The sequence below is a fragment of the Microbulbifer variabilis genome (assembly GCF_052468405.1).
In genome coordinates this window covers 717752-732979 of record NZ_CP174343.1, presented here as the reverse complement: position 1 = coordinate 732979, position 15228 = coordinate 717752, and the positions used below count along the sequence as shown (strand labels likewise).

The following is a 15228-nucleotide window of genomic DNA, read 5'->3' as shown; positions in this document are numbered from 1 at the left end:
AAATAACAATACAAGTATGAATTTAAAAGTATCTTCGACTCATAGTCCTTTTCTTATATCTGCCTGACACTTTTGCCTAAACATGTTTAACACAACATCTGCGCGAACATTCCCAACCAAATGGCGGAGTTTTATTTTTTAAAATTACAAGAGATATAAACCAGAAAATAGCCCGCCATTTTTTCATAGACCTTCACACATCCAACACCAAAACAACGCATATTAAACGGCACAAAGTCCGGTGCCGTAGTTACATACAAAAGTATTAGCGATTTATCTGCACGACCCCGGAACTATCTACAGGGAAGTAGAGACCGGGAAACTAGTGAAAATAATTTTTATACTTTTCCGACGTTAACCGACGAGATCCATCTCTTCTTCTCCGACAGATAACAAAAATAAAATTTGTTTTCGGAGACTTTAACCATGCCCCAAATACCGCTAATTATACTTTTTCTCTCAATATTATTTTTAAGTGCCTGTGGATCCGACGGTGGCCGGGGAGATGCTGCCGAAGATCTATTGCCAGGCGCCAGTATTGTGGACACTGACGGAGACGGGATTGAAGACAGCAGGGATAACTGCCCAAGCATCAGCAATTCCAGCCAGGATGACACCGATAAAGACAGCAATGGTGACGCATGCGATAGCGATGACGACGGTGATACCCATTCAGACTCCGACGACAACTGCCCGCTAACAGCCAATTCTGACCAAGCAGATAGTGATGGCGATGGCATTGGCAATGCCTGTGATGAAGATCTTGACGGCGATGAAATTAATAATGACAGCGATAATTGCCCCGCTGACGCAAATCATGAGCAGGGCGATATAGACAACGATGGCGTCGGTGATGCCTGCGATAATGACCGTGATGGCGACGATTACACCAATAGCCTGGACAACTGTCCGGATACAGCCAATCCCGACCAAGCGGATCAGGATAATGATGGCATTGGCGACCTCTGTGATGCCGATAGTGATAGTGACAATGACGGCCTGGACGATGGCGCCGACAATTGTCCACATACACCAAATCCCGACCAGAAAGACGCCGATGGAGACGGCATAGGCGATGCCTGCGATAGCGATAGAGACGGCGACGGCTTTGATAACGACTCTGACAACTGCCCGAATGTCCCCAACGCTTCGCAGGATGACCAGGATAACGATGGTATTGGTGACACTTGCGACTCCGACCTCGACAATGATGGTACTGAAAACGATACCGACAACTGCCCTTCTATTAGCAACCCCGACCAAAGTGATATCGACTCTGACGGCGAAGGGGATGCCTGTGACAGCGACGATGATGCTGACGGTATTGAAGATGACTCCGACAACTGCCCCGCAGATGCCAATGAGGACCAGACCGACACCGACAATGACGGCACTGGAGATATCTGTGACAGCGACCGCGATAATGACGGTGTAGAAAACAACAATGATAACTGTCCGCTGGAACCCAATGAAGACCAGACCGACACAGACGGAGATGGCTACGGTGATGCCTGTGACGACAATACCGATAGCGACGGGGACCTAATTCCAGATAGTATCGACAACTGCGTTAATGTACCCAACCCCGACCAGCTAGACCTGGATGGTGACACCGTAGGCGACGCCTGTGATAGCGATCTCGATGGAGATACCGTCGACAACAATAGCGATAACTGCGCCTATATTCCCAACCAGGATCAAGCGGATAATGATAGTGATGGCCAGGGAGACATTTGCGATTCCGACGATGACAATGACGGCGTAGATGACCTCACCGATAACTGCCAGCTTGTTCCCAACTCCGATCAAACAGATACCGACGGCGATAGCATTGGTGACGCCTGTGATTCCGACCTAGATGGCGACGGCATATTAAATGAGGTCGATAACTGTCTCCTTGTCAGCAATACACTGCAGGAGGACCAGGACGGCGATGGTATTGGTGATGCTTGTGACTTGGACAGTGATAGCGACAACGATGGCCATGACGATGGTGAGGACAATTGCCCGGCAGATGCAAATCCCGATCAAGCAGACCAAGATGGAGACAATATCGGCGACGTTTGTGATAACGATCGCGACGGCGACGGAGTAATCAACGATCTCGATAACTGCCCTCTGACTCCAAATGACCAAACCGACAGTGACAACGACGGTACTGGTGATGCCTGCGATGATGACGTTGATGGAGATGGCATTGAAGATAATGTCGACAACTGTCCAGCAGTACCAAATGGTGGGCAGGAAGATAGCGACAACGATGGTGTCGGTGATGCCTGTGATCATGACCAGGATAACGACGGCTCAGATGACGGCGCAGATAACTGCCCCACTATTCCCAACCCAAACCAGACTGACACTGACGGTGACGGTCTGGGAGATGCCTGCGACCCGGATGTGGATTATGACGGTGTAGAAAATGATATCGATAACTGTCCACAAACCATCAACCCTCACCAGGAAGACTCAGATAATGATGGCGTAGGAGATGCCTGTGACTTTGATAGTGTACTTTCCTGTACCTCTTTCGAAGGTCTTGAAGTTATGGATGGTGTGAATGCTGAGTTGGTCAACGGCATAACCTCACCTTGCGATGGATGTTCAGTAACATCTATCGACAAGGTAACCAACGGAATACTCTCCGATGCAGCCAGAATAGAGGTAGTTAGCGGTGCTGGAGGCAGCGCCTATATCCAGATAAATCACGACAATATTAAGAGCGGCCGCTACATGATTGGCTTCCTGGTGGAAAATGGCAATTCACCGCTCGATGAGATCGAACTGAACAGCATTGTTATCGGTACTTACCTGGATGGCATAGCCACTGGCGAGACTACAAGTGGTTATATGCTCGCCCCCTTCAAAGTGAACGGAGCGCACTATCACCGTCTACTCCTTGCAAATACCCAGGCTGACTTTGATCAGGTTCGCCTAAGCCTGAAAGGCCTGAACTCTATTAATAACAAGCTGGATGTTTATCTAGCCTGCGCGGTACCGATTGACCAGCAACCATAAGCTTATTAATCATCGAAGCAGCAGCCCTAAAAAGGGCTGCTGCTTTCACTATCACCATAAAAAGTACCTTTCATTTTTTCTACACAGCCCCTTCAAGGTATTAGCTTAATTTAATCGCCGATTACTATTAAGCCTGCAGTCACGCCTAATTAATAGATAAATCCGCCAGAATAATTTCAAACCTATCTTATTCAGCACAGGTTAAGTCAGCGATTCACATACTGGCAACACCCTTCCTGGAAGAGCTACCTCTTCTATAGCAGGAAAGAAACAATCTTCCGAAGCATTAAACCGCTGTTTTGATTCCAATTTTTTTCAGCAAAAATATAGGAAAATAGATAGCGGACGTAAAAAACTGGAGTAACCAAACGAAAAGTAAATCAAGGAGGTTTTACCATGAAAGGAAAACAGACAACTTCAATTCTGTCTAATCTTTTTATTTGTGCAAGTCTATCTATAACCGTGCTTACAAATGCAATGGATGCTAGTGATACCAGCAACTACACTGAATACACTAAAGCTGATTCCACAGTAACTTATACAAATAAACCTCGCATTTTTGACCACACCAAAATTGATGAAGCCGTTAAAAACACCATGCGGGATATCGAAATTCCCGGCATGGCTATTGCCTTGGTTGCCAGGCCTGAAATGCCAATCATATGGTCTAAAGGATATGGAGTAAAAAGCCTGGAAGAGGGTGGCCTGGTTACCCGGAATACGGCCTTTTGGCTAGCATCAGTGAGTAAAGTTGTTATGGGAACAGCGATTGCAAAAGCGCAAGAAGACGGAATCCTGAGCCTGGATCAGGAAGTACAAAACCTTCTTGCTGGGGGCTATTTCAACATTGATAACCCAGGCTCACAACCTATTACACTCCAACATCTTGTCACCCATAGATCTGGCATTAATGATGGCCCCACATATCAATGTAGTTACTATATCAATCATGGAGATGGTACCCACTCAAAACTGATGAACCTCAAAGAGCCTGGAATCTGTCCAGAAGACAGCCCAATCACCTTGGCCGGTTTTTTAGGAGCGTACCTCGACAGCGAGGGAGAGTTTTATGATTCAGAGCACAACTTTCTCTCGCAGACACCTGGAGAAGCATATGAATATTCTAATATAGGAGCAGCCTTAGCTGGATATACTGTGGAACTCGCCAGCGGATTTTCTCTCGCTGACTATGCGGATAGAGAAATATTTACCCCTTTAGGTATGATTAACACAAGCTGGAAGCTCCCCGACTTTATCCCAGGAAATATCGCCAGCCCACACTATGCGATCGAAAATAATTTAACACCTATACCACACTACGACCTTGCAACCTGGCCAGATGGAGGATTAAGGAGTAGCGCCTATGATATGGCACTATTCCTCGCCACTATTATGAATGGTGGTGAATTAGTATCAAGAAAACAGGGCAGTAGAATTCTAGAGGCTAAAACTGTTTCTAATATGTTGACACCAATTGAAGATGGTTTCGGCATTTTCTGGGGTCTTGATTTCCTATGGAATTACAATGGAAAAAATCACAAACTTAATGGCCACAATGGTAGGGATCCAGGCTCTTTTTCTTACTTACTCTATAACCCAGCTGATAAAATTGGAGTAATTTTACTGGCTAATAGCAACCTTGAGAACGCCAACAAAATCAAAGTCAACAAACTCATAACTAAACTCTTCGAAGCCGCCTCAGGGCTACAAACAAGCACACAATAGTATAACTATCTCTTTAAGCAGCGGCCTTCGACTTATAATGTAGGTTGTTCTTAGGAGTATACAGAAAGCACTACGGTGAGTGTCGGAAACTATAAATATAGATCACCATTCTGGCCTCACCCCCTATTCAGTATATGAAGCAACAATAGCTTCAACAATTAACTGAAATTAAAAAACCAGATTCTCGGTTTATGATCAGAAAAAATTACCCTTTTAGGCCTTATAAGAGAACTCCCTCCCGATTAGAAAAATACACTACAAAGCTGTTTCTTAAAACCTCTTCTTCTAACTATCAATGAGCATTAGCAAATAAACCCTCAACCCTAACATTAAAGAAACCATATCAACCAGGATTTAAGGAAATAGCAAAGAGCTCAACTTCCCAAATCAACCTTAACCTTTACTTTCAGGTAAAAAAATAGCCCAACAAGAAATGGGCTATCAAATATAGATCACAACAATAAGAAATCCCTAACAATTAAACTAAAAATTGCCAGGGACTTCTTGAGGCAAGGATTAACTATTGTACTATTGTACTGTTATGGTTATTACCAATTTGTCCGACTGTTGCAGTATCCATAGTGCCGGTTTGAGTCACACTAAAATTATTACTTTGCCCATTCTGCGAAGCAACTGCAACATTCATCATTCCAAACTGGGCTAAGAGTCCCGTATTACTGGTTCCAAGCTGGAAGGAGTTTGCAAAGTTAGAAGTACCAGTTTGCAAGAGATTCAGAGTGTTCGACTCCTGCTCCTGTCTAACAAAGGCAATATGGCCAATGCCAACCTGTGAGGCATTCAACAAGTTATTATTTCCTAACTGATCCGCATCAATAAATCCACCTGTAAGGTTGGACTGATTGATATTTACTGTATTGGTATTACCAACTTGACTTGAATCCGCAGAGCTACTTACAACAACAAACTGCCCAATCGTGGCTACATTGGAAGTGCCTACTTGAGTAGCTACCGCAGTAGTACCACCGAAAGTATTTGCTTGAATAATTGTCGCTGTATTACTTTGCTGAAACTGGTTGATCGTCGCTACAGTGGCTTCTGCAGTAATCTGAGATGTTGTTGCGGTATTGTTGTTACCAACTTGCGCAATACCGGCAGTCGTTCCAAGAGTGGCAAAATCCTGAACAGAATTAGCTGTATTTGACTGCCCATCCTGAAGCTGAAATATAGAAGCAAATGAGGTGCTATTTATCTGCTGGCCAAAGGCACTGTTACTGGTGCCAATCTGGGTTTGGGAAATCAAGCTATGGGTAACTGTTGGGTCCACCTGATCCACAACACTAGTGTGCGCATTGCCACTTTGGTTAACAATAGCAGTGTTATTGTCAGCAAAAACACCTTGACTGGCAATAGCGAACAAAACAGCGGCTGCTATGGGGGTACATCTTTTCACGTTTATCTCCTTAGGAAATGAAATTAGCAAACTTAAACTTCTTGTTACTGCTTTAAAGATGAATCTAATCAACATCACGCCCTAGCACAAAAGCAAACGCCAATGCTTAAAGGGGTTTCCTGCGTAATACTCAACAAAAGTTGTACCGATACTCTGGCAACTATCCTTGTAAATTTCCTCACAGTAGAAACACACAACGAGTTACTTCTTATATAAGGCCACAGCTTGATGCTGTGATGAGTTTTGTAGCCAGGCCGTGCTTGCGCAATAGGAGATAAGTACCGAAAATATAGGAAAAAATACCCAGGTAGATTCAGACCTTGAAGAGAATTATCAAAATCAGGCAAAATACAACACGATGGCGCAATCACCCAGCCAGCTTACAAAATAAAAGTGTGGAGATTTAGAGCGTAACAAATGGAGGTGCAATATAGACTGACTATTTACCAAGCATAAAATGCAGTCAAATGTCGCGGCCTGGCCATCTCAAGTCAAACCACTAACGAATGAAAAGTCAAATTAAAATATAATGGACCTACATATCAAATACGACCTCAACACATAGGCCCACCCAAAGATTAGATTTTACTTCTACTGAATACAGGCGTCTGCAGCATTGTCAAAGGTGTTGAGCACCCAAACAGTACCAGTGCAAGGGGGAACATTTTGATCATTGAGGTCATTGCCTGTATTACCTGCGGCATCATTCCCGATAATAAGCCATCCAGTCTGAGCAAACGGCTGTACCATGATTCCATTTACACCATTGTCCGTTGATAAGTTCTCGGCAATAATACCGCCATTTCCTTCGGCAACTACGATGCCACTCGCTCCATTAGAGCTGGTATCATTATCTCTCAACAATGAATTGTTACCGACAATTTTTACTCCCATAAGAGTATTTCCTGTCGCCTCAGTAGTTCTCACCTGGCTTCCGTCACCCATCAGACGAATACCCATGCCTGTATTGCCATTCGCGTAAGAAGCCTCCAAGGTGTTGCCAGTGCTCCAAAGGGTAACTCCGGACAAACTATTGAGAGTGGTACTTACTCCCATAATAAAATGGCCACCATCACCCTCTGCAGATACTCCAGTGGCACAACCCTCAATGCTTCCACCGCCTGCAGTATCCTCAAGAACCCTGCCTGCTCCAACTAACCTCACTCCGATTCCAACGGGAGTATCACAACTAATGGTATAACCATTTAAATCCAGGCTTGCACCTTCTTTTAACGTTACTGCAGGATTTATCGCGCATGAAAGAATATCCCCAGACAGAACAGTTGCGGATGTAAGAACATCACCACAGCTGACAGCTGAAGCTATACCCGACACCGAAATACTGGCGGCTCCGGCAACGGCGAGCAGTACTGCTTTTAAAGGATTAACACTTACATTTTTCATATTAGATTCCCTTCATTTATTGATTGTTTCAAAGGAGAGTACACCCAAAGCCAAGGAGAGTTTGACCTAGGTTTGAGAAAGGGCCATAGGAAATTTTTCCTAAATAGATAGCAAAACAACCTGGATTATCAACAGCCAAAACAATCAATATCCCCAACAGATACTGTTATAACCATTTACTATTTTTCAATTGGCCCAGGTAAGTAGAATGCCCGACCCCAGGTAAATTAGGAAGATTAAAAAAATTATAAGCCTATGAGAAAAACTTTTATTCCGGGCATAAAACGTAAAACAACACGACAGCCATAAAAAGATAAGCGCACCATTTTACAGCAAAAAACAGAAGCACTGAAAACCATAAAACAGCTAAAGCGTCAATTCATTAAAGATTTATATGTTAACCAGAATACAAACGAAACTTGATTTATATATAAAACTTATTCTTATGAAGAAAAAATCGGATACTATTACAGCAAATCCATTATATTAATGCATTTGTCGCGGGGAGAACATAATAATGCTCATCCCCACCACTGCCACACTGGCACCGGTTATATCCCAGACAGTTGGCTTGACTCCATTCACCAACCATAGCCACATAATGGACGTAAAGATATAAATACCGCCATAAGCTGCGTAAACCCGCCCTGCTGCGGTCGGGTGAAGTGTTAACAGCCAGACAAATAGCGCGAGACTAATGCCGCCAGGTAGCAAAAGCCAAGCACTCATTCCCTGCTTGATCCAGAGATAAGGAAGATAACAGCCGGCAATTTCAGCAAGTGCAGTTACAAAAAACAAAGCTATTGTTTTTAATTCAAACATTACCGGAGATTTACCGCTTTCCTTATCACCAAAAGTTCACTAGCGATTACTAATCAACGGGACAAAGACTTTCAAGCGAAGTAGTAAATGCACGCTTCATAAATTCAAATTGCTCATTGGTCTCCATAAGTTTACTCAATGAGCTTCTGGCGACAAGAAAACGCTTTTTTTCTGACTCTGTCATTCCTTCATGATACAGATATAACTGTTCTACAGGCTTCATTGCTGCCTTTTCTTGTCGGTAGTGGGAATCTGCAGACATCGCCAAATCCACCTTATCCCTTATGGACCCGTCAGGCATAATTTGCACCGACACACTGGGAACCAGATTGGCAATTGGCCCGGTTAGATTGAGTACCTCTGGATTCAGCTCACTCAGTTTTCTGGCAATATATACCTTCAGCTTGTTATTCCTGACTTCCAGCTTCACGAATGGTTTTATTGTTTTGAACTTATCTTTATCTTCTTCGAACAGTTTAACGGAAGCTTCCAACATCACCAGGCTTTGCGTATTCAGGAAACGTTCATACTCCTCCAGTTGGCAAGAGGCCTGCACACTTTGGCAGAATACAAAGGCGAGAATCAAGGCTGGTATTTTCATTGTTCCAATGTTTATCCTTAACATTTTTATATTGGCCGCCCAATTCCAGCGGGCAAACCTTCCTTTACCCCAGGGACATTTTAGTCGCCTTTTTACAACCGAGTTTCTATAGGTTCACATTTGAGGAATTTCCTGCAAAATGTACGCGGCGTCCCTCTTTTTACAAGCTATAAACGCCATAAACAGATAAAAGGTAGTAACTGCCAGTTCATCAGTACCTAAAAATATGAAGGGGCAGTAAAGGAAGGCCAGCATCAGTTCCAATAGTGACCAGTTATTGGCGAAATAAACAACGCCAGCCCAACTCCAAACTCGTTATCAATGTGCTGGCAGTCAATAATTGTCCAAAATCACGGGCGGTAAAGACCTGGCTTGGGACACCCACTCTTCCACACTCTCTCTTGCCAGCAGTTTCACTATCCATTGGTGAGTTAGGGGCCAGGTATTCATATGGGGAGAATGTGAGTAAATCCGAATAACTGTAGGCACCAGTACCAGATCGGCCAGAGAAAGCTCCCCACATAGATAAGGGCCACCACTAGATTTCAGTTCCGACTCCCACACAGAAAATAATCTCTCCGTATCCTTATGCTCATCCGAGGTCATCTCACGCTTATTGGGATAAAAAGCACTTTCAAATGACAGGCGGGGACAGAGCCCCGATAACCCGGCATGTTGCCAGCTCAGAAATGAGCGGACCCTTGCCCTGGCTAAAGGCTCAGCGGGGAGCAGGGCATCCCCACCTACTTCATTGGCATATTCCATAATTGCCAAAGAGTCAAAGATGATGTTATCGCCATCAACCAACACTGGTACGGATGCAGATGGTGATATTTCTCCAATTCGCCGCAGATTTTCGAACCTCTGGGGCTTTCTTATATCCACCACTCGCTCTTCAAATTGAATACCAAGCTCCCGCATAGCGAGCCAAGCGCGGAATGCCCAAGAGGAGGCATTTTTTGTACCGGTGTATAAAATACGGCGCATCCTTTCTCTCCACCTAACTGAAGACTAGTAATTTCCACCTCATAATAACCGGCGCTTATTTAGCAACGAAAGAATGCAAAAAGCTATTTATTTTCTATCAGTTTAAGGGCACAAACGTACCAACAAATTTAAGCCAAAGTGCAACAGGTTTGACTTGATTGAGCAAGCTTAATGAGAACTACAAGTAAAGCCTGGGGGAGAAGAGAATCACTGAAAGCTCTAGATAACATTTGTTATCAAAGTAGAAAAAATTATTTAATAGCTTTTACTTCAAAATCAATGATCTGCTTTAAGAAAGAATAAAAAAGCCCGGCGATGCCGGGCTTTTAATTCCAGTCCTAAAACTCTGTTATTTAAGGCCTAGTACCTCTTTCCCCTGGATAAAAGTAACATCTACAGGAATGTTCGCTTCAGACAACCGATCCAGGTCACCTTGCAATTCGGGACCAATCACGCCCTGCTTGGCCAATAGCGCTTTAGCTTCTTCATAGTTACCGTCACCCTGGATGGTAAGGATCAGGCGAGACAAATTAGTCATTGCCTGCTGCATCTTCTCGAAGTCTACACTGTATTGACCAGTTTCAGGATCACGGGTAAAAGCGCCCTGCTCCTTGAAGAAGTTGAAGCGCATCATATTCGCCTTACCATGCGCACTTGCCGCACCAAAGCGTACGCTGCGAAAGATCCCGGCGAGGAAGGTAACGTAATTATCCATCAGCTCGCCATCTTCGATTTCACCTTTCTCATGCAGGCGGGTGACCATATACAGACCCAGAATATCCGCCTTGCCTTCCTCCAGGGAGGAGGAGGTTTCCTTCAATGCAGTGCGTACATTCGCACCACCATCAACGGTTTTCTTGATCCCGAGGCCATGGGCCACTTCATGGAACATGGTATTGGCGAAGAAAGCTGGGAAAGTAATATGCTTGCGCTGCTCAGGAGCAATCAGTACATCGCTGATAGGCACCAGAATCTTGTCGAACTTAGCGCGCATGGCATTTTTCAACTGTAAACGACGGGTGCCCTTGGCCAGCTGCACTTCTTCATCATTGGGCAAGTTGATGGCAATGGTCTTGGAACCAGCATTGCTATGCCCTGCATAGAAAAGTACATCGTAAGCATTCAGGTCAGAATCAGTGCCCGGCTCTTCCGATTTGTACTTCTCTTCAACTGGCAGGCCTTTCTGAAGCTCAGGCAGCAGTGCGGCAAACTTAGCCAGCTTTTCACTCCACTCCTTATCCTTCAACAATACATAAGACTCATAAGCGGTGCGGTAAGCAAACATCTGGTCTTCGTAGTTCTCAATGGGGCCGATGACTACGTCGATCTCATTTTCCTTCATGTCCATCCAGGCCATATCACTGGGACGGAAATTATCCGTCAACAGCGCATCGGCGCGCATGGTCAGGTAGTGTGCAAACTCCTTGCTCTCGGCCAGTGCGGCAGCCTGGCGCAGGATATCAGCGGCTTTTTTCAATTCCGCGTTATACGCTTTGTTGTAAGGAATCAGCTCCAGCTTGCCGGCATCATTGCGACGGACCAGGGAATAGAGGCCATCTTTGCCAGGCTGATCCCAGTCCTCAAACTCCTCACGCGTCATATCCGCTGGATAGAAGTTCGCACCGAGGGGTTTAGAGCCATAGCCAACAATAAACGGTTTGTTGTCGTTTAGACGATCCCAGGGGCCATAGTTAATATCGGCGAACTTGCGCGCGCGGCTATCTTCGATTTCCGGCAGCAGTACTTCTGCGGGGCCGTAGGACTGCAGCCAAAACAGGCGATCCATAATCTGGCTGGCGTCGATCAGCAAACCAATCATCTTGCGCTGGTTATTGCTCAAGCTGCTGAGGTTAGCAGTAAGCTCTACAGGCACATAGATATCAAAACGCTTATCTGCATTCTCCACAGTCTGGCCAGGAGGCGGGCTCACAGTCTCAGATTCAACAATCTGGGCTTCGGCCTCATCTTTTTTGACTTCTTCGGCCTCTTTGTTTTTGCTACAGCCGCCCACCAGCGCTATCGCCAACAGCGCGGCAGCGATCTTGGAGGACTGAAAAGGAATGGTCATATCGCTCTGCCTATCGTTTTTTTGTGTCGGCGCCACATTAGTCGGGCTGGGCACAATTATCAAGATAGGAGCCTAGGGCGTGACAATCTCTACCTCATCGGTACGCTCCTGCTGCTGCATCTGCCAGAGCATCGCATAATGACCCCCTTGTTCCAGCAGCTGGCTGTGGGAACCCTGCTCAACAACCTTGCCCTGATCCATTACCAGGATGGTGTCCGCATCTACAACCGTAGAGAGGCGGTGAGCAATGACGAGAGTGGTCTGCTCCCGGGCAATCTCCTGTAGTGAGGCGACAATGCTACGCTCTGATCGGCTATCCAGGGAGGAGGTCGCTTCATCAAAAATCATAATTGGTGGTTTTTTGAGCAGCGCCCGGGCAATCGCAACCCGCTGCTTCTCCCCTCCGGAAAGTTTCAGGCCGCGTTCTCCCACCAAGGTATCTATTCCATTAGGCAATTGCTCGACAAAGTCTGATAGGTGCGCGTGTTGGATCGCCTCCATTACCTCCTCATCAGTGGCACCTACCTTGCCGTAGCGCACATTCTCTTTGATTGACTGGTTGAACAGCACCGCATCCTGTGGCACCACGCCAATAGCTCGGCGCAGGGATTCCTGGGTTACAGTGCGGATATCCTGACCATCGATACAGACTCTGCCACCCTCGGCATCATAGAAACGGAACAGCAACTTAAACAATGTTGATTTACCGGCACCACTAGCACCGACAATAGCTACTTTCTGACGTGGCAGCACTGAGAAGCTTACTCCACGCAAAATTTCGCGATTGTCCTTGTAGCCGAACCGTACTTGCTCGAAGTCGATACGCCCTTCGAATACCTGTAGTTTGGACGCCTCCAGCATATCTGCTACCGCGGGCTTTACCGTCAGCAAGGAGAACATTTTCTCAATATTTGCCAGGGCTCCCTTCATTTCGCGGTAGACAAACCCGAGGAAATTAAGCGGGATAAAGATCTGCATCATAAAGGCATTAACCAGGACAAAATCACCGATGGTCATCTGTCCGTTCGTTACCCCAACCGCTGCCAGCACCATCGCGGCACACATGGCGCTGGCAATAATCAGAGCCTGACCGGTATTCAGACTAAACAAGGATAAGCGGTTCTTACGCCGGGCCTGCTCCCAAGTTGCAAGCTCCTTATCATAATGGCTGGATTCGTGCCGCTCGTTGGCAAAGTACTTAACCGTCTCGTAATTCAGCAGGCTGTCCACGGCACGACTACTGGCCTGTGACTCCGCCTCATTAAGCGCTCGTACAAAGCGGGTGCGCCATTCTGTGGCCACTACGGAGAAGCCGATATAAATAATGACCGCCGCCAAAACTACCAGGGCGAACACACCGCTGTAATTCCACCAAAGAAGCCCCGCCACCATAGCAATCTCTACCAGGGTAGGCACGATATTGAACACCATAAAACGCATCAGAAAGCCGATGCCGCTATTACCACGCTCAATATCCCGGGACAAACCGCCGGTGCGCCTATCCAGGTGAAAATCCAAATCCAGCTTGTGCAGATGCTGAAATACCTCCAGCCCTACCCGGCGCTGGGCACGCTCGGTCACACGGCCAAAAATGGTATCCCTCAACTCACCGAACAAGGTGCTGGAAAAACGCACTGCACCATAGGCCAGCAAAAGCCCCAACGGCAACGCAATAGCCTCGGCTACACCACCAGCTTTATCCAAATTATCGACTATGTGCTTAAGAATAAATGGAAGAGTAACCCCTGCGACCTTGGCTCCAATCAGGCACAGGATTGCCAGGACAACAGCTCTACGAAACTCCAGCAGGTAGGGAAACAGGGTCTTAAGTGCGCCCCAATGCACCTCATCCAATGGAACTGTGGACTTAGGTCTCGGCATAATTGGTTCCGGAAGGAAAATTAGGCGCCTATTATAAATAGACTGAAAGACTTATATAGACGCTCAGCCAGATATGCAGGGTGAACGCCCTACTGCGGCATCACATACCTTGGTTACCCAACCAATATTCAGATTGATCATATCCGCAGCATAAAGAGGGGGTTATCAGATGCCAGGGAGACAGCAGGCACTGGAAACAGCGGCAAACACCCAACCTGGTCAGCATCGGTGGAAGTATAAGAAGGCTTATTCGAATTTTCGTCCTCCAGCTCACAATTCATCAGAATAGCTACCCTTAGCCCGCCTCCACAAAGCGGCAAGCGGCGCTTAGCGATACCTCTATATTGCTACCAACGACTATAACGACATTGCCCTGCAGCAAATAGTGTTTATCTAGTGAGAAAGAGAGGCTCTGCCTATTACCAATAAACAGATAATATTTTAATTATCAGATTTGACTTTCGCCAAGCCAATAACCAATACATATTTTTAGAGTAAGAATCTCATAAAAAATATAATATTACAGGTCAGGAAAAGTCATAAACTCACTCGACACACCCAAGAAAGTCATCTGGATTGACAAATAACTCTCTTAAGTTAACGTGATACAGCTTCCCCCCCTAATTCGCCGAAACTCGATTCAGCGCGCCATTATTGTAGCGGTAAACTTCACAATTCATCTTTGCATCTAACACCAGCATTTTCTGCTTGGTTTCACGCCCTTGAGTCGCACCTGAGTACTCTCTATCAAAACAAATATACCAATTTATATTGGTAAAGGCTTCGATCATCAATTGAAGCTTATTCCCACAACCAGATGGGACGTGATGATTTGACCCATTTACATTCACCATCATTGCAGATGAATAATTACATGGAATCTTTGAAATATACATTTCTATTCTCCCTACCGGCCCATAACTAGTAAACTTATCCAGTGACCGTAAGAAAATTTCTTCAGCATGCCCACCACCTTGATAATTTTGTGGCTTGGTCACTTTTGTCTTACTGCTATTAAGCCTACCCCTTTGAGCAGGGTAAATTCCTCCAGGTAAAGGTGAACTTCGAACAGGGGTTTTGTAGTCAATCGAGAATATGTTACTGAGGGTGCTGTCATCACTGTCAAATCTGTAAATCAAATACTCATTCACCCCACCTGTTTGCTGTCTATAAGCATTACAAGCTTCAAATTCACGGACAAACCTTCTGCTTTGATGCATTGTAAAAGGCATTTCTCTCTCCTTGAATGGCTGTTGTACTCAAATCACATCTTAGAAATCAATACTCTCCAAAAATAAATTGACCTAATAAAGG

At 45.5% G+C, this 15228-nt stretch carries 10 protein-coding genes; 2 read left to right on the top strand and 8 right to left on the bottom strand.

Annotated elements, in window-relative coordinates; genetic code table 11:
• Positions 1-426 precede the first annotated feature (426 nt).
• Positions 427-3015 (top strand): thrombospondin type 3 repeat-containing protein, encoded by a 2589-nt coding sequence (locus tag ACJJJB_RS03630; protein WP_445365756.1) that lies wholly within the window; start codon positions 427-429, stop codon positions 3013-3015.
• Between the two features lie 396 nt (positions 3016-3411).
• The gene (locus tag ACJJJB_RS03625) at positions 3412-4740 is read left to right on the top strand and encodes a serine hydrolase domain-containing protein (protein ID WP_444945428.1); all 1329 of its coding nucleotides are present in this window, start codon (positions 3412-3414) and stop codon (positions 4738-4740) included.
• A 520-nt stretch (positions 4741-5260) separates the two neighbouring features.
• Here the strand turns inward: ACJJJB_RS03625 and ACJJJB_RS03620 are convergent.
• The 8 genes from ACJJJB_RS03620 to ACJJJB_RS03585 all read right to left on the bottom strand — a co-directional run bounded on the left by ACJJJB_RS03620 (position 5261) and on the right by ACJJJB_RS03585 (position 15146).
• Positions 5261-6226 (bottom strand): hypothetical protein, encoded by a 966-nt coding sequence (locus ACJJJB_RS03620; protein ID WP_282951263.1) that lies wholly within the window; start codon positions 6224-6226, stop codon positions 5261-5263.
• 516 nt (positions 6227-6742) lie between these two features.
• Positions 6743-7555, bottom strand: a complete 813-nt coding sequence (locus tag ACJJJB_RS03615; RefSeq protein WP_445365755.1) for a right-handed parallel beta-helix repeat-containing protein — start codon at positions 7553-7555, stop codon at positions 6743-6745.
• Between the two features lie 486 nt (positions 7556-8041).
• Positions 8042-8377: a YnfA family protein gene (locus ACJJJB_RS03610; protein WP_020411710.1), complete on the bottom strand. Its 336-nt coding sequence runs from the start codon at positions 8375-8377 to the stop codon at positions 8042-8044.
• Positions 8378-8426: 49 nt separating this feature from the next.
• Positions 8427-8978, bottom strand: coding sequence for a hypothetical protein (locus ACJJJB_RS03605; RefSeq protein ID WP_020411709.1), 552 nt, complete (start codon positions 8976-8978; stop codon positions 8427-8429).
• 333 nt (positions 8979-9311) lie between these two features.
• Positions 9312-9965, bottom strand: a complete 654-nt coding sequence (locus ACJJJB_RS03600) for a glutathione S-transferase family protein (protein ID WP_445365754.1) — start codon at positions 9963-9965, stop codon at positions 9312-9314.
• 349 nt (positions 9966-10314) lie between these two features.
• Entirely contained in the window at positions 10315-12033 is a 1719-nt protein-coding gene (locus ACJJJB_RS03595; protein ID WP_020411706.1) for a DUF8614 domain-containing protein, read from the bottom strand.
• A gap of 72 nt (positions 12034-12105) precedes the next feature.
• Positions 12106-13914, bottom strand: coding sequence for an ABCB family ABC transporter ATP-binding protein/permease (locus ACJJJB_RS03590; protein ID WP_444945431.1), 1809 nt, complete (start codon positions 13912-13914; stop codon positions 12106-12108).
• A 620-nt stretch (positions 13915-14534) separates the two neighbouring features.
• Positions 14535-15146 (bottom strand): hypothetical protein, encoded by a 612-nt coding sequence (locus ACJJJB_RS03585; RefSeq protein WP_444945432.1) that lies wholly within the window; start codon positions 15144-15146, stop codon positions 14535-14537.
• Positions 15147-15228 lie beyond the last annotated feature (82 nt).